20 protein-coding genes are annotated in these 17,599 nt (G+C 68.3%); 5 read left to right on the forward strand and 15 right to left on the reverse strand.

Features of this window, described 5'->3' with window-relative positions:
* Positions 1–7: 7 nt before the first annotated feature.
* Positions 8–409: a TadE/TadG family type IV pilus assembly protein gene (locus PSS76_RS22355; RefSeq protein WP_064057688.1), complete on the reverse strand. Its 402-nt coding sequence runs from the start codon at positions 407–409 to the stop codon at positions 8–10.
* 82 nt (positions 410–491) lie between these two features.
* A complete protein-coding gene (locus tag PSS76_RS22360; protein ID WP_064057687.1) occupies positions 492–701 on the reverse strand; it encodes a Flp family type IVb pilin in 210 nt (69 codons plus the stop codon).
* A 326-nt stretch (positions 702–1,027) separates the two neighbouring features.
* On the opposite strand from PSS76_RS22360, the gene PSS76_RS22365 reads away from it, so the two are divergent.
* Positions 1,028–1,816, forward strand: a complete 789-nt coding sequence (locus PSS76_RS22365; protein WP_337456636.1) for a prepilin peptidase — start codon at positions 1,028–1,030, stop codon at positions 1,814–1,816.
* Positions 1,817–1,822: 6 nt separating this feature from the next.
* On the opposite strand, the gene PSS76_RS22370 is transcribed toward PSS76_RS22365, so the two are convergent.
* From PSS76_RS22370 to dxr, 4 genes are all read right to left on the reverse strand, one after another.
* Positions 1,823–2,659: a GNAT family N-acetyltransferase gene (locus tag PSS76_RS22370; protein ID WP_005513901.1), complete on the reverse strand. Its 837-nt coding sequence runs from the start codon at positions 2,657–2,659 to the stop codon at positions 1,823–1,825.
* Positions 2,660–2,773: 114 nt separating this feature from the next.
* On the reverse strand, positions 2,774–3,937 hold the full coding sequence (gene ispG, locus PSS76_RS22375) for a flavodoxin-dependent (E)-4-hydroxy-3-methylbut-2-enyl-diphosphate synthase (protein WP_005513902.1): 1,164 nt from the start codon (positions 3,935–3,937) through the stop codon (positions 2,774–2,776).
* 61 nt (positions 3,938–3,998) lie between these two features.
* On the reverse strand, positions 3,999–5,231 hold the full coding sequence (locus PSS76_RS22380) for a M50 family metallopeptidase (protein WP_013415683.1): 1,233 nt from the start codon (positions 5,229–5,231) through the stop codon (positions 3,999–4,001).
* A gap of 6 nt (positions 5,232–5,237) precedes the next feature.
* Positions 5,238–6,395, reverse strand: a complete 1,158-nt coding sequence (dxr, locus tag PSS76_RS22385; RefSeq protein WP_064076743.1) for a 1-deoxy-D-xylulose-5-phosphate reductoisomerase — start codon at positions 6,393–6,395, stop codon at positions 5,238–5,240.
* A gap of 161 nt (positions 6,396–6,556) precedes the next feature.
* Here dxr and PSS76_RS22390 point away from each other — a divergent pair, with 161 nt between their 5' ends.
* Entirely contained in the window at positions 6,557–6,826 is a 270-nt protein-coding gene (locus PSS76_RS22390; RefSeq protein ID WP_005513905.1) for a DUF2631 domain-containing protein, read from the forward strand.
* 68 nt (positions 6,827–6,894) lie between these two features.
* On the opposite strand, the gene rlmN is transcribed toward PSS76_RS22390, so the two are convergent.
* Positions 6,895–8,004 (reverse strand): dual-specificity RNA methyltransferase RlmN, encoded by a 1,110-nt coding sequence (rlmN, locus tag PSS76_RS22395; protein ID WP_013415681.1) that lies wholly within the window; start codon positions 8,002–8,004, stop codon positions 6,895–6,897.
* 79 nt (positions 8,005–8,083) lie between these two features.
* Between rlmN and PSS76_RS22400 the strand changes: the two genes are divergently transcribed.
* Both PSS76_RS22400 and PSS76_RS22405 read left to right on the forward strand, forming a co-directional pair.
* Entirely contained in the window at positions 8,084–8,482 is a 399-nt protein-coding gene (locus PSS76_RS22400; protein ID WP_080559256.1) for a LapA family protein, read from the forward strand.
* Positions 8,483–8,553: 71 nt separating this feature from the next.
* Positions 8,554–9,396 (forward strand): HpcH/HpaI aldolase/citrate lyase family protein, encoded by an 843-nt coding sequence (locus PSS76_RS22405; RefSeq protein ID WP_005513908.1) that lies wholly within the window; start codon positions 8,554–8,556, stop codon positions 9,394–9,396.
* 3 nt (positions 9,397–9,399) lie between these two features.
* Here the strand turns inward: PSS76_RS22405 and PSS76_RS22410 are convergent, their stop codons facing one another.
* The 7 genes from PSS76_RS22410 to rpsB all read right to left on the reverse strand — a co-directional run bounded on the left by PSS76_RS22410 (position 9,400) and on the right by rpsB (position 15,738).
* Entirely contained in the window at positions 9,400–10,671 is a 1,272-nt protein-coding gene (locus PSS76_RS22410) for a lipase family protein (RefSeq protein WP_337456637.1), read from the reverse strand.
* Between the two features lie 78 nt (positions 10,672–10,749).
* Positions 10,750–11,484 (reverse strand): class I SAM-dependent methyltransferase, encoded by a 735-nt coding sequence (locus tag PSS76_RS22415; RefSeq protein WP_064079312.1) that lies wholly within the window; start codon positions 11,482–11,484, stop codon positions 10,750–10,752.
* Positions 11,481–12,341, reverse strand: a complete 861-nt coding sequence (locus tag PSS76_RS22420) for a phosphatidate cytidylyltransferase (protein WP_013415677.1) — start codon at positions 12,339–12,341, stop codon at positions 11,481–11,483. The genes PSS76_RS22415 and PSS76_RS22420 overlap by 4 nt, the downstream gene beginning before the upstream one ends.
* 2 nt (positions 12,342–12,343) lie before the next feature.
* Complete coding sequence (gene frr, locus PSS76_RS22425; protein ID WP_005513912.1) at positions 12,344–12,901, reverse strand: ribosome recycling factor; 558 nt, start codon at positions 12,899–12,901, stop codon at positions 12,344–12,346.
* A 67-nt stretch (positions 12,902–12,968) separates the two neighbouring features.
* A complete protein-coding gene (gene pyrH, locus PSS76_RS22430; RefSeq protein WP_005513913.1) occupies positions 12,969–13,697 on the reverse strand; it encodes a UMP kinase in 729 nt (242 codons plus the stop codon).
* A gap of 271 nt (positions 13,698–13,968) precedes the next feature.
* Positions 13,969–14,793 (reverse strand): translation elongation factor Ts, encoded by an 825-nt coding sequence (tsf, locus tag PSS76_RS22435; RefSeq protein WP_005513914.1) that lies wholly within the window; start codon positions 14,791–14,793, stop codon positions 13,969–13,971.
* Between the two features lie 114 nt (positions 14,794–14,907).
* A complete protein-coding gene (gene rpsB, locus PSS76_RS22440) occupies positions 14,908–15,738 on the reverse strand; it encodes a 30S ribosomal protein S2 (protein ID WP_013415675.1) in 831 nt (276 codons plus the stop codon).
* Between the two features lie 330 nt (positions 15,739–16,068).
* Between rpsB and PSS76_RS22445 the strand changes: the two genes are divergently transcribed.
* Positions 16,069–16,650, forward strand: coding sequence for a M23 family metallopeptidase (locus PSS76_RS22445; protein ID WP_084985716.1), 582 nt, complete (start codon positions 16,069–16,071; stop codon positions 16,648–16,650).
* On the opposite strand, the gene PSS76_RS22450 is transcribed toward PSS76_RS22445, so the two are convergent.
* On the reverse strand, positions 16,635–17,576 hold the full coding sequence (locus PSS76_RS22450) for a tyrosine recombinase XerC (protein ID WP_337456638.1): 942 nt from the start codon (positions 17,574–17,576) through the stop codon (positions 16,635–16,637). The two genes, PSS76_RS22445 and PSS76_RS22450, sit on opposite strands and share 16 nt — an antisense overlap.
* Between the last annotated feature and the right edge of the window lie 23 nt (positions 17,577–17,599).

Consider the following 17,599-nt stretch of genomic DNA (forward strand, 5'->3'; position numbering starts at 1 on the left):
CGAGACCTCACCCACCGCATCGCATGACCCCCGTGCCGGTGAGCGTCGGCTTACCGGGAAAGAGTCCCGTCATGTACTCGAGTGGATAGCTGACCGTGAGCGTCACGGTACTTCCGCTCGGACACGACGTTGCCGAACAGCCCTGCGTTCCCGAAGTGCTGATGCAGATCTCCGCATCGGTGATCGCCGGACTGAACACACCCGCGCCCTTCACGGCAGCACGCGCCGCCGCCGGATCCTTCTTGATCGCCATCGTCCGTGCACCCTCGCGGGCAGCAGCGCTGACCGCGTTCTGGACGTTGTAACCCCGACCGAACTCCACGATGCCGAGGACCAGTGTGATCAGGATCGGAACGACGAGAGCGAATTCGACTGCGGCGACCCCTGAATCGGAACGAAAGCCTTTCATGACAACCCCTTACGGCTCCACGAGTGCGGCGGCCCCGCAAACCCGAGGCCGCCGCACCCATCGAGGATTGCCGACGAACGACCTAGCCGGCGGTGGTCGCGCTGTCGAACTTGAAGCCGTTGAACAAGCCTTCCAGCTTTCCGCCGAAGAGGAATACCGCACCGATGATCACCATCGCGATGCCGGCGACCATCAGTCCGTACTCGACCGCAGTGGCGCCGCGGTCGTCACGGGTCAGACGGTCCTTGACGTCTAAGCCCATGAGGTACAGGTTCGCGAAGAAGAGGTTCATGAGAGCTCCTGATTTGGTAGGGGAGAGGATCTCTGTGTGGACTTTCGAGCTGTGTGAAGCAGATCACCTTTCCGGGGTAATCTGATCGGCAACTGTAGGGCCTGGATTGGGAACTGGACACTCTTCAAGATCACGGTTTCATCACGATCATCGGGGCTAGTGAAACACTCCGAACTGGTCTACGATTCAACAAGTCTTCAGTGAGATCGACTGCGCCCCAACAACAGTTTTCGAGCCAGCGCGTCGATCGCCCTGATTTCCACCCCGAGGATCACGAGCGCGATCACCGAAAGAGAGCACAAACTGACAGTCAAAGGTGATCAAAGGTGATCGTCGCAGCGGGCGTCGGCGCCGCACTCCTGGGTATCCTCGCCGGGGCGTTCGCGAACAGTGCGATCGACCGCGTGCGCCTGGAGACCGCGTGCGCCGAGCCGAAGTCGACCCCCACCGGCTCAACCCCGCCGCCCCCCTCCCCTGCGTCCGCGGTAGCCACCCGGATCGCGATGATCGACACCATCACGCGACGACACGACATCAGTGCCCGCCGCGTGCTCGTCGAACTCGCAACGGCCCTCCTGTTCGTCGGGATCACTCTCCGTCTCGCCGCTCTCGGTCTTCTCCCGGCAACACCGGCCTATCTCTGGTTCGCCGCCGTCGGGATCGCCCTCGCCGTCATCGACATCGATTGCAAACGGCTGCCGAACTTCCTCGTCGTACCGTCGTACCCGATCGTATTCGCCTGCCTGTCAGTGGGTTCCGTCGTCACGGGCGACTGGTCGGCCCTGCTGCGCGCCGCAATCGGTGCCGCCGTTCTGTTCGGGGTCTACTTCGTACTAGCCCTGATCTATCCGGCCGGCATGGGGTTCGGCGACGTCAAACTTGCCGGCGTCATCGGCGCCGTCCTCGCCTACCTGTCGTACGGCACACTGCTCGTCGGGGCGTTTCTCGCGTTCCTGGTGGCCGCACTCGTCGGCCTGATCATCCTGGTCACCCGTCGCGGACGGATCGGGACCACGATTCCCTTCGGGCCGTACATGATTGCGGCGGCCGTCGTTGCGATCCTGGCGGCCGATCCGCTGGCGCGCGCGTATCTGGACTGGGCCGCCGCGGCCTGACCGGATTCAGTCGAGCAGGATCGTCGCGAACGTCGCAACCTGGGTGAAGCCCACCGTCGCGTACGTGCGACGCGCACGCTCGTTGTAGGCGTTGACGTAGAGGCTGGGAACTCGGCCGCGCGCGGCCACGGCGGCCGCCACTGCCGCGGTGCCTGCCGCACCGATCCCCTCGCCGCGGCGTGCCGGGTCCACCCACACCCCCTGGATCTGCCCCACCGAGGCGGACATCGAACCAACCTCCGCCTTGTACACCACCTCGCCGTTCTCGAACCGGGCCCACGCGCGGCCGGAGGCGATCAGGTTCGCGACCCGACGCCGGTAGTTGCGCCCACCGTCGTTGGCCCGTGGATCGATGCCCACCTCCTCGATGAACATCGCAATCGCGGCAGGCAAGTACGACTCGAGCTCGTCCATGCGCACCTGGCGCACCCGTGGATCGGGGCGCACCGCCGAGTCCCCATGCAGCACGAGCAGTGGCTGATCCGAACGGATCTCACGCGCAGCACCCCATTCGGATTCGAGCATCTCCCACAGCGGCAGCGCCAGCGACGCCCGCCCGACGATCGACGAGCACATGCGCGGGAACCGGGTGGCCCGGTCGGCGAACGACCTCAGGTCGTCGGTGTCGCCGAGCAGCGGCACCAGGTTGGCCCCCGCGAAACACAACGACTCGGTGGGTCCGCCGCGGCTCCACATCTCCCCCTGGAGTGCCCGCGGATCGAGTCCGGACTGCTGCACCCGCGCCGCGACCATGCAGGCCGCGACGGGGTCGGCTTCGAGGACACGCAACACCTGGGCGGTGTCCCGACCGCCCAGCTGTCTCGCTCCGAGAAGCTTGAGCACTGACGCACCCCCTTGTGCAGTGGGACCGCTCGGCATGAGAACTGTCAGCGTCGAACTGTCAGTGCCGGATCTGGAACCCACATTGCCATGAACATGCGCCGGGGCGGAAGGATTTCAGCCGACGGTGACCACCGGCGCGCCGCCGGCCTCCCCGCCTTCCATCTCCTCCGCGATCCGCATCGCTTCCTCGATCAGCGTCTCGACGATCTGTGCCTCGGGGACTGTCTTGATGACCTTGCCCTTGACGAAGATCTGGCCCTTGCCGTTGCCGGACGCGACACCCAGATCCGCCTCGCGGGCCTCGCCGGGACCGTTGACGACACAACCCATGACGGCGACGCGGAGCGGGACCTCCATGCCCTCGAGCCCGGCGGTGACCTCGTTCGCCAGCGTGTAGACATCGACCTGGGCACGCCCGCACGACGGGCACGAGACGATCTCGAGCTTGCGCGGGCGCAGGTTCAGCGACTGCAGGATCTGCGTGCCGACCTTGATCTCCTCTGCCGGCGGCGCCGACAGCGACACCCGAATCGTGTCGCCGATGCCCTCCGAGAGCAGCGACCCGAACGCGACCGCCGACTTGATCGTGCCCTGGAACGCCGGGCCGGCCTCGGTCACACCGAGGTGCAGCGGGTAGTCGCACTGCGCGGCCAGCTGGCGGTAGGCCTCCACCATGATCACCGGGTCGTTGTGCTTGACCGAGATCTTGATGTCGCCGAAGCCGTGCTCCTCGAACAGGCTCGCCTCCCACAACGCCGATTCGACGAGCGCCTCCGGGGTGGCCTTGCCGTACTTCTGCATCAACCGAGGATCGAGCGAGCCGGCGTTGACGCCGATGCGGATCGGGATGCCGGCGTCGCCGGCCGCCTTCGCGACCTCCTTGACGCGTCCGTCGAACTCCTTGATGTTGCCCGGGTTGACACGGACAGCAGCGCAGCCCGCGTCGATCGCCGCGAAGATGTACCGCGGCTGGAAGTGGATGTCCGCGATGACCGGGATCTGGCTCTTCTTCGCGATCGCCGCGAGCGCGTCGGCGTCTTCCTGGCGCGGGCACGCGACGCGGACGATGTCGCAACCCGACGCCGTGAGCTCGGCGATCTGCTGCAACGTCGCATTGATGTCGTGGGTCTTGGTGGTGCACATCGACTGCACCGACACGGGGTGGTCGCTGCCGACCCCTACGTTGCCCACCATGAGCTGGCGGGTCTTGCGTCGCGGTGCGAGGACCGGAATATCGCTGGGAGCTCCGGGCATGCCCAAACCGACGGGGCTGGTCACGTTTCGCCTTCTTTCGTTGGTACGGGGCAAGTCTATCGTTCGGACATATCCGAACGCCGGGTCACGGGAACAGCTGGATCGGGTTGACGATGTCGGCGGTCAGCGTCAACAGCATGTATGCGCCGCCGATCACCACGACGACGTAGGTGATCGGCATGAGCTTCATGTAGTCGACGGGCCCGCCGGCCGCGAGTCCGCGCATCTTCCGGATCGAGTTGCGGATCTTCTCGTAGATCGTCACCGCGATGTGCCCGCCGTCGAGCGGAAGCAGGGGAAGCAGGTTGAACACGCCCAGGAAGAAGTTCAGGCTCGCGAGCAGCCCGACGAACACCTCCCACAACCCGCGTTCGGCGACCTGACCGCCGATGACGGACGCACCGACCACACTGATTGGGGTGTCGATGTCGCGCTCGCCGCCGGTCACGGCGGTCCACAGGTCTGCCACCTTGGACGGCAACTGCGTCAGCGCGTGCACCGTCTGCACGAAGAGGTCACCGGTGTACTCGACCGACGCGGGCACGGCCCCCAGCAGCGAGTACTTCACGATCCCGGGCGGCGCCTGGATGCCGATCGCGCCCACCTCGCGGGAGACCGGAGGCCTGGGATTCTCCGTGGTCGACGCCGGATCGTTGACGTACCGCTGGACCTGTTGGATCGGGACCGCGATCGTGAGGGTCTGCCCGTCGCGCTCGACGGTGAAGTCCGCGGTGCCGCTCAGCGGCTGGGTCTTGCGGACCAGGTCGGTGAACGTCGGGGTGGACTCGCCGTTCACCGCGGTGATCACGTCGCCTGCCCGGATCCCCGCCAGTGCGGCCGGGCCGTCACCCTCGCACTTCGCCAGTTCGTAGCTGCCGTCTTCTCCGGCCTGTGTCGGCGATACACAGACGGTGTTCCCGACCACTGCACGGTTGTCGGAGCTGGGCAGACCCCACCCCACTGCGAGCACGATGATCAACACGAACCCGAGCAGGAAGTTCATCGCGATGCCGCCCGACATCACGACGATCCGCTTCCACGCCTTCTGCTTGTACATCGCGCGGTCGACCTCGTCGGGCGCGAGTTCGTCCACGGCCGTCATCCCGGCGATGTCGCAGAAACCACCGGCCGGGATCGCCTTGAGTCCGTACTCGGTCTCGCCGCGACGGAACGAGAAGATCTTGGGGCCGAAGCCGATGTAGTAGCGCCGGACCTTCATGCCGAGTGCCTTGGCGGTCCACATGTGCCCGGCCTCGTGCAGCGCGATGGAGGCGCCGATACCGAGGGCGAAGAGCAGCACTCCGATAGCGAAGACCATGCGGTTCTAGCCCTCCTGCTTCACGAACTCGCGCGCGCGAGCCCGGGCCCACCCGTCGGCGGCCAGTACGTCGTCCACGGTAGCGGGCGGCGCGGCCCATTCGCCGCCTGCCGCGAGGACGCGCTCGACGGTCTCGACGATCGCCGGGAACCTCAGGGTGCCGTCGAGGAACGCCTCGGCGGCGATCTCGTTGGCGGCGTTGTAGACCGCGGTCATGCACCCGCCTGCCGTACCGGCGTGCCGGGCCAGATCGATCGCCGGGAAGACCGCGGAGTCCACCGGTTCGAACGTCCACGTCGAGGCGGTCCGGAAGTCGCACGGCGCCGCAGCACCGGGGACCCGGTCCGGCCAGCCGAGTGCCAGCGCGATCGGCAGTTTCATGTCCGGCGGGCTGGCCTGCGCGAGCGTCGACCCGTCCGTGAACGTCACCATGGAGTGGACGATCGACTGCGGATGCACCGTGACGTCGATGCGGTCGTAGCCGATCCCGAACAGCAGGTGGGTCTCGATCAGCTCGAGCCCCTTGTTCACCAGTGACGCCGAGTTGAGCGTGTTCATCGGGCCCATCGACCACGTCGGGTGCGCCCCGGCCTGCTCGGGGGTGACGTCCTCGAGCGCCGCCGCGGTCCAGCCCCGGAACGGGCCACCCGACGCGGTGAGGATCAACCGGTCCACCTCCTCGGCGCGACCGCCCCGCAGACACTGGGCGAGCGCGGAGTGCTCCGAGTCGACGGGAACGATCTGTCCGGGCGCGGCTGCCGCCGTCACGAGCGGACCGCCCGCGACGAGCGACTCCTTGTTGGCGAGGGCCAGGCGTGCGCCCGACTCCAGTGCCGCGAGCGTCGGCTCGAGGCCGAGCGACCCGACGAGCGCATTGAGCACGACGTCCGCCTCGGTGCTGCGGACCAGCTCGGTCACCGCGTCCGGGCCCGACAGCACGCCGGGCACGTCCAACCGGGCTGCCGCCGCGGGATCCGCCACCGCCACTCGCGTCACACCGGTGTCGGCGATCTGGCGGGCGAGCAGGTCGATGTTCCCACCGCCGGCCGCGAGTCCCACCACCTCGAACTTGTCAGGGTTGGCGGCGATGACCTCGAGGGCCTGGGTGCCGATGGAACCGGTGCTGCCGAGCAGCAGTACACGAGTCGGTTGGGTGTCAGCCACGGATCCATTGTTCCTGACCGAAGCTGAGAGAAGCACACAGGATTGCACTTCGTACCGCCGACCGTATTCGCGACACCGCCGGGACCCAGGTTCGTACGACGCGCGGTCGTATGCCACGATAAGCGGCGATAGCGCATTCGTAAGATCAGGAGGATCGAGCCGTGGTCGGTACCCAGTTGGACCCCACTTCCAACGACCCCGTCGTCGCCGCGCACGTCGACACCGCCGAGGTTCCCTCGGCCGCTTGGGGATGGAGTGGCGAGGCCCCGCGACTGTTCCGTTTCGCCGGCTGGTTCTTCGCCGCGTTCCTGCTGCTGATGATGATCGGCAACCACCACGGCAAGGTCGAGGACCTGTTCCTCATCGGCTTCGCCGGTGCCATCGTCTTCGTTCTGGTTCGCGACATCATCCTGCGGCGCAAGCCGCGGTAGTCGAACACCGCAGAGACAACGTCGAAGGCCCGCACGCCTCGGAGTGCGGGCCTTCGACGTCTACGAGGTCAGTTCTCGGCGGCCAGCTGCCCACACGCCGCGGCGATCTCCTGCCCGCGGGTATCGCGGACGGTGCACGAGACGCCCTGCGCCTGCACCCGCCGGACGAACTCACGCTCGACCGGTTTGGGGCTGGCGTCCCACTTGCTACCCGGTGTGGGGTTGAGCGGGATGAGATTGACGTGCACCAGCGGGCCGAGCGCCTTGTGCAGCTTCTTCCCGAGCATGTCGGCGCGCCACGGCTGGTCGTTGACGTCGCGGATGAGCGCGTACTCGATCGACACGCGGCGACCCGACTTGTCGGCGTAGTAGCGGGCCGCGTCCAGGACCTCGGCGACCGACCAGCGGTTGTTGACCGGGACCAGGGTGTCGCGCAGTTCGTCGTCGGGCGTGTGCAGCGACACCGCCAGCCGCACCGACATCTCCTCGTCGGCGAGCTTGCGGATCGCGGGCGCGAGCCCCACGGTGGAGACCGTCACCGCACGCTGCGAGATACCCAGACCGTCGGGGGACGGCGACGTGATCCGCCGCACCGCGGCGACCACCCGCTTGTAGTTGGCGAGCGGCTCCCCCATCCCCATGAACACGATGTTCGACAGCCGCCCGGGACCGCCCTCGACCTCGCCGTCCCGCAAGGCCGCAGCGGCGGCACGCACCTGGTCGACGATCTCGGCGGTCGAGAGGTTGCGGTCGAGACCGCCCTGACCGGTGGCGCAGAACGGGCACGCCATACCGCAGCCGGCCTGGCTGGAAATGCACAGCGTGGCCCGATCCGGGTAACGCATGAGCACACTCTCGAGCAGCGTGCCGTCGTTCGCCTTCCACAGCGTCTTGCGCGTCTGTCCGGCATCGCACGCGACGTGCTTGACGACGTCGAGCAGCCGCGGGAACAGCGCGGCGCCGACCTTCTCGCGCATGCCGGCGGGCAGATCCGTCATCTTGTCGGCGTCAGCCTCGAGCCTGCCGTAGTACTGCCGGGCCAGCTGATCCGCTCGGAAACCGGGCAGGCCCAGCTCCTTGACGGCCTCCTTGCGCTCGTCGGCGTCGAGGTCGGCGAGATGGCGCGGCGGCATTCCGCGTCGCGGCGCGTTGAAGACGAGGGGGAGGGAGACAGTCATAGTGCTCCCATTCTCCCACTGCCCGGCCGGGGTGTCCGATGCGCGTGCGAAACACCACACCGTGGGTGATGATCGACACATGGCCGAGAACCGACGCGAGGAACCCGAGGACGTCCCGGCGGCACCGATGGAGCCGCTCCCGAGCGGTCCCGTGCACGGCCGTCACGAAGGGGCCGGCGGACTGACCCCGCACGACCGGCACAAGCTCGGCCGCACCCGGGCGGCGACCACCTGGACCGGGCTGGTCGTGGGCATCGTGGTCGCGATCCTGCTGTTGATCTTCATCCTGCAGAATCTCGACTCGGTGACCTTCGAACTGTTCGCGTGGGAGTTCAGCCTGCCGGCCGGCATCAGCCTGCTCCTGGCGGCCATCGCGGGTGCGCTCATCATGGCGCTCGCCGGTGGCGTGCGGATCATCCAGATCCGCCGCGTCGCCAAACGCGCCGGCTCCGTGACCGACGACACCTCACCGCAGTAGCCCGCGCTCCCCCGTCCGGGGCACGATGGAAGTCACGACAGGAGTACGCCTTCCGGACGAGGAGCTGCCCCGTGACGACACACATGCACCGGCCCGCCCGCGCGACGATCCGCGCCGATCTGGCCCGCTCCTGGTTGCTCACCGCAGCCACCCGGGCGGACGCCTTTCCTCGCCCCGCCGCGGTCGACGCGCTGATCCTCGACCTCGAGGACGCCGTCGCTCCCGCCGACAAGCCTGCCGCCCGTAAGTCCGTCGTGGACTGGCTGGGCGACGGTCGCGAAGCGTGGGTCCGGATCAACGACGCGACGACGCCTCACTGGGGAGAGGACCTCGACGCCGTGGCCGGGCTGCCCGGCCTGTCCGGCGTGATGCTCGCCAAGACCGAGAGCGGTGGTCAGGTCGAAGCCACCCGCGAACGACTACCGGACGGCACCCGGATCATCACGCTCATCGAGTCCGCGGTGGGCCTCGAGGCGGCGCCCGAGATCGCCCGCGCCGAGGGAACCTTCCGCCTCGCGTTCGGCAGCGGCGACTTCCGGCGCGACACCGGAATGAGCGACGACGTGCTCGCGATGGCGTATCCCCGTTCCCGGCTCGTCATCGCCAGCCGCGCGGCACGACTGCCCGGCGGGCCCATCGACGGGCCGACCGTGTCGGCGAACGACACCATCCTGCAGCGCGACTGCCAGGCCACGGTGTCACTCGGGCTGACCGGCAAGCTCTGCCTGCACCCGGATCAGGCGCCGGCGGTCAATCGCGCGCTGAGCCCCGACGCCCACGACATCGCGTGGGCCCGGGAGGTCATTGCCGAACTGGGCACCGACGGCGAGCGCGTGCGTGACGGCAGCGATCTGCCCCGGCTGGCCAAGGCCAAGAAGCTCACCCACCTGGCCGGTGAGTTCGGCCTCGTCTGACCGTCAGTTCGAGCAGCCCGATCGCGCCGGCACCCCGTCGAATCGGTCGGTCATCCAGTCGAGCGCAGACGGCAGGCCCGACACCATCGGCAGGCCGTGTCCGACGACGAACCCCGGTGCGATCGGTGGGATCTCCTCGGTGCGGAACTCGACCGTCGCCCCCTGAGCGCACCAGTCGGCGGCCAGTCGAGTGGCCTGGTTGTGCGGAATCAGGTCGTCGTTGCGCCCCTGCACGATCAGCACCGGGCTCCCGGGCGTCGACCGTCCGATGCGCTGCTCGTCGACCACCGCGCTCACCGACGGCAGCGCGTCGATGAGTTCGGCGAGCGAGCGTCCGTCCTTCGTCCACTCGGTGGTGCGGTGCAACCCGTATCGCGCGATCGTCTCCGGGACGCACTGAGCGGCAATCTCGTCGAGCGCCTGTCGACCCGCGGGAGCGAGCGCGCCGTCGATGTCGGCGCGGGTCTCCGGGTACCCGGCGTAGATGCTGTTGACCGCGTAGCCCAGCAGTCCGGTCGCGAGCCCGCCGTCGAGCGCCGCCGCCACCGTACGCAGGTCGGCCGGGGGCCCACCCGCGTACGTCCCGCGGACGTCGAGGTCGGGCGCGTACGACGGCTGCATCTCGGCCGCCGAGGCTGCCGCCCCGCCGCCCTGCGAGTAGCCCCAGAACCCGATCGGGTTGTCGTCGCCGATCCGGCTGCCCGGCAACGCCTTCACAGCCCGAGCGGCGTCGAGCATCGCGTGCCCCTGCGCACGGCGGTCGACGTAGCTGTGCATCCCTGCGGTCCCCAGCCCCTGGTAGTCGGTGACGACGACGTCGATGCCGCGCGAGAGCAGGGCGTGCACCTGCAGCACCTCGTACTCGACCGCGAAGTCCAGCGGAGCGTTGTAGTGGATGCCGTCCTGGAAGAGTCTGGACGGCGCACACTGGTCGCCCTGCCCCTGCGTGCCGGGCCCCAGAACGACCAGTGGGCGGGGGCCCGCACCGATCCACGGCAGGCTCGCGTCGAAGTAGGTGCCGGACGCCGCGGTCGCGCCGCCGTGAGCATCCGTGGTGCGGTACATGATTCGCTGTGCACCCGACGGCCACGGCCCCTGCTGGTTCGGGATCGACAGCAGCGGCGGGTACGGCTGCGTGTCCACCACGGTGCCCGGCGCTCCCCCGAGTGCCGACGCGGGCACCTCGTAGAAATCGGCGGGTGCGGCGGACGCGGTCACCCCCGACGTGACGGCGGCCGCGAGGCACGCTCCCAGAACTGTCGCAATACGGCGCATCCCCCGCGGTGTAAGCATATGAGTCACCTCACACGATGACAGCGAATGTTGTCAATACCGCGGGTAACACCTATCCGGTCAGACGATCAGTCCGGTCGGCACGGACCGCGTGTGGATGCGGTAGCCGACCTCGACGCCGAGGCCCGACGTCTCGGCGAGCGCCCTGGCCGCGGTTCGCTCGGTGAATTCGATGCCGAACACCGCGTGCATCGCGTCCCGGTCCGGAAACTCCCAGCGGGTGCGGACCCGCCGGATCGCGAATCCCTGGGCCGCGAAGAAGCCCTCCACCGCGTCCGGGTCGTAGTGCGGCAGATCGGCACGCATCCAGTTGCCGTACGGCGGGACCGTGGCGTCGAGATCGACGATTGCCAGGACTCCCCCGGGCCGCAGCACCCGCATCGCCTCGAGGATGCCCGGGCCGCACCCGGGCCCGAAGAAGTACGCGGTGCGCGCGTGCACCACGTCGACCGAGGCGTCGGGCACCGGGAGCGCCTCCGCGGAACCCTGCAGGACGGAGATAGCGGGGTGCCCGTCCACCCGGGCGCGAGCGGATGCCACGAGCGGTGGGTGCGGTTCCACCCCGACGACCGACCGTGCCCGCTCGGCGAAGACCGGCAGATGGAATCCGGCGCCACACCCGACGTCCAGTACGTCGCGACCACACCAGTCGGCGAGCTCCGCGAGGGCCTCGAACACGACGCCGTCGGCGTCCTGGGCCCGGTTCTCGATCTCGTAGATCGCGGGCCAGTGCCAGATGTTCGGGCTCGGGATCGGTCCCCGAGCCCGTCCACGGCCCCCGCGCAGCCGGCTCACACCAGAACGGTGAGGACGAGCCAGGTGACGAAGGCGGACGGCAGCAGTGAATCGAGGCGATCCATGATGCCGCCGTGCCCGGGCAGCAGAGTGCCCATGTCCTTGATGCCCAGTTCACGCTTGACCTGGGACTCGATCAGATCGCCCAGCGTCGCCGTGAAGACCAGCGCAACGCCCAGGAGGACGCCGACGAGCGGATTCGCGTCGAGGATGAACGTCACCGTCGCCACACCACCGATGACGCAACCCACCAGGGATCCGGCGAATCCCTCCCAGGACTTCTTGGGGCTGATCGCCGGGACCATCGGATGCTTGCCGAAGAACACGCCGGCCACGTAGCCCCCGACGTCGGAGCACACCACGACGATCATCAGGCAGAACACCCGAGCGGGACCGTCGTCCTGCAGCACCATGAGCGTCGCGAAGGACGCGAGCAGCGGGATCCACGCGGCGACGAACACCGCGACCGCCGTGTCCCGCAGGAAGTTGCGCGGCGTCGCCGCCAGGCCGTGGTCGAACAGGCGCCACACCATCGTCACCAACGCCGTGCCGGCGAACGCCCCCAACACCCCCGTCGTCCCGTACGGCCAGCTCAACCAGATGATCACCTGGCCACCGACGAGCAGAGGTATCAGCGGCACGTTGATGTCGGCGTCGCGCAGGCGCTTGGCGACCTCCCATGTCGCGACGGCCATCGCAACCGCCACGACACCGATCCACACGAGCGGCACGTAGACCAGGATCAAGATCACCGCTACGCCGAGGCCGCCGCCGACGGCGATCGCGGCAGGCAGGTTGCGTCCGGCTTTCGAGGCCGGGGCGGCTGTAGCCGCGGGGGAACCGTCAGCTTTCCCCACAGCTAGACCTCCATCAATTCGGCTTCCTTGTGCTTCACCAGCTCGTCGATCTGGCTGACGTAGCGCGAGGTGGTCTTGTCGAGTTCCTTCTCGGCGCGACCGACCTCGTCCTCGCCGGCCTCGCCGTCCTTCTGGATGCGCGAGAGTTCGTCCATCGTCTTGCGCCGGACGTTGCGGATCGCCACCTTGGCGTCCTCGCCCTTGCTCTTCGCCTGCTTGACGAACTCGCGACGACGCTCCTCGGTGAGCTGCGGGACCGAGATGCGGATGATGCTGCCGTCGTTGCTGGGGTTGACGCCCAGGTCGGAGTTGCGGATCGCATTCTCGATCGGCCCGAGCTGCGACGCCTCGTACGGCTTGATGATGACCATCCGAGCCTCGGGCACGTTGATGCTCGCGAGCTGCGTGATGGGCGTCATCGATCCGTAGTACTCGACGACGACCCGGTTGAACATGCCCGGGTTGGCTCGACCGGTACGAATGGAGCCGAGGTCGTCCTTCGCAACCGTGATGGCCTTTTCCATCTTCTCCTCGGCCTCGAAGAGAGCTTCATCAATCACGGCTGTTCCTCCGTCTCGTATCCATCGCGGTCGCGGGCGCCGCGATCCATGATCACTTTGCCCGTCGTCATGACTTGACCAGTGTTCCGATCTTCTCACCGGACACCGCGCGCGCGATGTTGCCCTGGGTGAGGAGGTTGAACACCATGATCGGCATCTGATTGTCCATGCACAGGCTGAACGCGGTCGCATCCGCGACCTTCAACCCCTTCTCGATCACCTCACGGTGGGTGATCTCGCTGTACATCGTGGCGTCCGGATCCACCCGCGGGTCGGCCGAGTAGACGCCGTCGACGGCCTTCGCCATCAGGACCACCTCGGCACCGATCTCGAGCGCGCGCTGCGCGGCCGTGGTGTCGGTGGAGAAGTACGGCATGCCCATGCCCGCACCGAAGATCACCACACGCCCCTTCTCGAGGTGGCGGCGTGCACGCAGCGGCAGGTACGGCTCGGCGACCTGCCCCATCGTGATGGCGGTCTGCACGCGGGTGTCCACGCCCTGCTTCTCCAGGAAGTCCTGCAGCGCAAGGCAGTTCATGACCGTACCGAGCATGCCCATGTAGTCCGAGCGGGCGCGGTCGAGGCCACGCTGCTGCAGTTCGGCACCACGGAAGAAGTTGCCACCGCCGATGACGACCGCCACCTGGACACCCGAACGGACGACCTCGGCGATCTGGGCGGCGACCGTCGTCACCACATCCGGATCGAGCCCGACCTCACCGCCGCCGAACATTTCACCGCCGAGTTTGAGGAGCACACGTCGGAATCCTGGACGTTCGTCGGCCGGTGCGGTCATAATTCTCCCTCGGTTCCTGCAGATAGTTCGGTTCTAGAAGTACTACGGTTCGTCGGCGGGCGACAACGCTGCTTCGCGGGTGCCGAGCACCCGGCGAAGCCGCCGGAACAGGCCCTATCATCCTGCCTCATTCACCGGTGGTCGACCCAGCCGACCCACCCACCGCGCAGATCGGCCCCGCACGGAACGGATGGCGCGGAACGCCGGTCGGGAAACAACCCGAACCGACGACCGCACCAACCGGCCGGCGGGGCCGATGTGTCGAGTGCGACTAGCTGGCGCCGACCTCGAACCGCGCGAAGCGGGTGATCGTGGCGCCGGCCTCGTCCAGAAGAGCCTTGACGGTCTTCTTGGAGTCGGTGACCGAGGACTGCTCGGTCAGGACGACATCCTTGTAGTAGCCGTTGACGCGACCCTCGACGATCTTCGGGAGCGCAGCCTCGGGCTTGCCCTCCTCCTTCGCCGTCTGCTCGGCGATACGACGCTCGTTCTCGACGATGTCCGCGGGGACCTCGTCACGGGTGACGTACTTGGCCTTGAGCGCGGCGACCTGCATCGCAGCACCGCGAGCAGCCTCGGCCGCAGCCTCGCCCTCGCCGGTGTACTCGACGAGCACGCCGACGCCCGGGGGCAGGTCCGACGCACGCTTGTGCAGGTAGGTCGCGACAGCGCCGTCGAACGCGACGTAGCGACGCAGCTCGAGCTTCTCGCCGATCTTGGCGGACAGCTCCTGGACCAGGGTCTCGACGGTCTTGCCGTCGACGTCGACGGCCTTGAGGCCCTCGAGGTCGGCCGGCTTCGCGGCGGCGGCAGCAGCGACGACCTTGTCGGCCAGCTCCTGGAACTCCGCGTTCTTCGCGACGAAGTCGGTCTCGGCGTTGAGCTCGATCATGACGCCGTCGCGGGCTGCGACCAGGCCCTCGGCCGTGGTGCGCTCGGCGCGCTTGCCCACGTCCTTGGCACCCTTGATGCGCAGCAGCTCGACGGCCTTGTCGAAGTCGCCGTCGGTCTCGGTGAGCGCGTTCTTGCAGTCCATCATTCCGGAGCCGGTGAGCTCACGGAGCCGCTTGACGTCGGCGGCGGTGTAGTTCGCCATGGGGGCGATCCTCCTCGGATGAGTTTCGGATGCCAGGTTCCGCGGATCGCGCGGGAACCTGACGAAGCAGGTGAGCGAAACGGCCCCGACCGCAAGGGGTCGGGGCCGAATCGACTAGGACTGCTGAGCGTCCGCGGCCGGAGCCTCGGCCTCTGCCTCGGCGGCCGGAGCGGCCTGCGAGAGGAGCTCCTGCTCCCACTCGGCGAGCGGCTCGCCCGTGCCGGCCTCCGGCTTGGCGTCCTTGTCGGCGCTCGCACCGGCGCGAGCCTGCAGGCCCTCTGCGACGGCGGAGGCGACGACCTTGGTCAGCAGGGCGGCGCTACGGATCGCATCGTCGTTGCCCGGGATCGGGTAGTCGACGACGTCGGGGTCGCAGTTGGTGTCCAGGATCGCGATGACCGGGATGTTCAGCTTGCGCGCCTCGCCGACGGCGATGTGCTCCTTGTTGGTGTCGACGACCCAGATGGCCGACGGAACCTTGGCCATGTCCCGGATGCCGCCGAGGGTGCGGTCGAGCTTGGTCATCTCACGCGTGAGCATGAGGATTTCCTTCTTGGTGCGACCCTCGAAGCCACCGGTCTGCTCCATCGACTCGAGCTCCTTCAGGCGCTGCAGGCGCTTGTGGACGGTCGAGAAGTTGGTGAGCATGCCGCCGAGCCAACGCTGGTTGACGTAGGGCATCCCGACGCGAGTTGCCTCGCCGGCGATGGACTCCTGCGCCTGCTTCTTGGTACCGACGAACAGGATGGTGCCGCCGTGAGCGACGGTCTCCTTGACGAACTCGTACGCCTTGTCGATGTACGTCAGCGTCTGCTGCAGGTCGATGATGTAGATGCCGTTGCGGTCGGTGAAGATGAAACGCTTCATCTTCGGGTTCCAACGGCGGGTCTGGTGCCCGAAGTGTGCGCCGCTGTCGAGCAGCTGCCGCATGGTTACAACAGCCATGGCTGTGTACCTCTTCTTTCATGTGCCGGTTGTCGCAGGAATCGGTAACTCCTGCCCTGGCGCCCGCCCGGTGTCGGACCTGCACGAATGCGGGACCAGCCGACAGCCGGTTTTGTGCGCGGGCGCGCGAAGTCGGACTGTGCGTGCACAGACCGCCCGACAAGTGTACGGCGTGGGCCGCTACCGGCCTAACCCGCCGGTCGGGGGCATTCCGGCAGCACTGACACCGCGGTACCTGGAGCGCTCGGAAATCTGTGGACAGGAATTTCCTCCATCCACAATCCGCTCCGCGGCAGCCCACCGCGCGGTTGCGTCGGGTTGGCTCGGCGAATGACTTCGACGACGTTCGCACGGGCGCTGGTGTGCGTAGCGCTGTTCCTCGTGTCGTGTCCGGCCGCGACGGCAGGTCCGGCGGCGGCCGCGCCGATGCCCGCGCAGGACCCCGTGACGGTGACCGCGCCGGTTGCCACGACGAACCGACAACCGTTCGGCTGGCCGTTGCGACCGCGCCCGCCGGTGGTGCGGCCGTTCGATCTTCCGGAGCGCAACTGGCTTCCCGGGCACCGCGGCGTCGACCTCGCCGCGGTGCCGGGCCAGACGGTTCTCGCCGCGGGAGCGGGCACGGTCGTGTTCGCGGGCACGGTCGCCGGTAAGCCGGTCGTCTCCGTCGATCACCCCGGCGGGCTGCGCACCACGTACGAACCGGTCGAGGCGACGGTCTCGGCAGGACGACGCGTCGAACGCGGAACCGTTCTGGGCACCGTTGCACCCGGGCACCCCGAGTGCGCCGCGGCGGCATGCCTGCATTGGGGGCTACGGCGGGATCGCGAGTATCTCGACCCGCTCCCTCTGGTCGGGGCGGTGCGAATGCGCCTGCTACCGAGCGGTGGGACCGATCACGCGCGCGGGTGAGCCTGGTCGTGCACCGCCCGCAGTCGCGCCACCGAGACGTGCGTGTAGAGCTGGGTGGTCGCAAGACTCGAGTGCCCCAGCAACTCCTGCACCACGCGCAGGTCCGCACCACCCTCCAGGAGGTGGGTGGCCGCCGAGTGCCGCAGACCGTGCGGCGCGAGGTCCGGGGCGCCGGGGACCGCCTGCACGACGTCGTGCACCACCGCCCGCGCCTGGCGCTGGTCGAGACGTCCGCCCCGTCGGCCGAGCAGCAGCGCGTCGCCCGAACGCTCGTTCACCAGTTCCGGGCGCCCGGAACGCAACCACGCCCCGATCGCGTCCTCGGCCGGCCGGCCGAACGGGACCACCCGCTCCTTGTCACCCTTGCCCAGTACCCGCAGCACTCGCCGATCGTGATCGATGTCGCCGAGATCGAGCCCGCACAGCTCGCCGACGCGGATCCCGGTCGAGTACAGCAACTCGACGATCAAGCGGTCCCGTACGGCCACGGGATCTTCCTGGGCCGCACCGGATTCCGCCGCGACCATCGCTTCCGCGGCCTGCTCCTGGCGCAGCACGGGTGGCAGCGTGCGGTGTGCCTTGGGGGCGACCAGCCGGATGCCGGGATCCACGGGCATCCGCCCCGTGCGTTCGGCCCAGGCGGTGAAACCCTTCGCCGACGACGTCCGCCGCGCGAGCGTCGTCCGAGCCGTACCCGCAGCCGCCTGCGCCGCGAGCCAGGCGCGCAACACCCGCAGATCCAGGTCCGCCAGCACCGCGTCGGGCCGATCGCGGCACAGGAAACCGAGCAGACCGGCCACGTCCGCGCGGTAGGCGCGAACGGTGTGTTCGGATCGACCCCGTTCGAGACGGAGGTACTCGTCGTAGTCGTCGAGGTGCATCCGCAGCGGGGGCGGCAGTTGCGAATCGGGCGACCAAGAGTCCATGCACTCAACCGTCGCTGCGACCA

The sequence above is a fragment of the Prescottella sp. D32 genome (assembly GCF_037287305.1).
Taxonomy (GTDB): Bacteria; Actinomycetota; Actinomycetes; order Mycobacteriales; family Mycobacteriaceae; genus Prescottella; species Prescottella equi.

Coding starts and splice junctions, on each gene's coding strand:
- PSS76_RS22450 (WP_337456638.1), bottom strand. CDS start 17,576: ATGGACTCTTGGTCGCCCGATTCGCAACTGCCGCCCCCGCTGCGGATG.
- PSS76_RS22360 (WP_064057687.1), bottom strand. CDS start 701: ATGAACCTCTTCTTCGCGAACCTGTACCTCATGGGCTTAGACGTCAAG.
- PSS76_RS22445 (WP_084985716.1), top strand. CDS start 16,069: ATGACTTCGACGACGTTCGCACGGGCGCTGGTGTGCGTAGCGCTGTTC.
- tsf (WP_005513914.1), bottom strand. CDS start 14,793: ATGGCGAACTACACCGCCGCCGACGTCAAGCGGCTCCGTGAGCTCACC.
- rpsB (WP_013415675.1), bottom strand. CDS start 15,738: ATGGCTGTTGTAACCATGCGGCAGCTGCTCGACAGCGGCGCACACTTC.
- pyrH (WP_005513913.1), bottom strand. CDS start 13,697: ATGACCGCACCGGCCGACGAACGTCCAGGATTCCGACGTGTGCTCCTC.
- PSS76_RS22380 (WP_013415683.1), bottom strand. CDS start 5,231: ATGGTCTTCGCTATCGGAGTGCTGCTCTTCGCCCTCGGTATCGGCGCC.
- PSS76_RS22400 (WP_080559256.1), top strand. CDS start 8,084: ATGGCCGAGAACCGACGCGAGGAACCCGAGGACGTCCCGGCGGCACCG.
- PSS76_RS22410 (WP_337456637.1), bottom strand. CDS start 10,671: ATGCGCCGTATTGCGACAGTTCTGGGAGCGTGCCTCGCGGCCGCCGTC.
- PSS76_RS22355 (WP_064057688.1), bottom strand. CDS start 409: ATGAAAGGCTTTCGTTCCGATTCAGGGGTCGCCGCAGTCGAATTCGCT.
- rlmN (WP_013415681.1), bottom strand. CDS start 8,004: ATGACTGTCTCCCTCCCCCTCGTCTTCAACGCGCCGCGACGCGGAATG.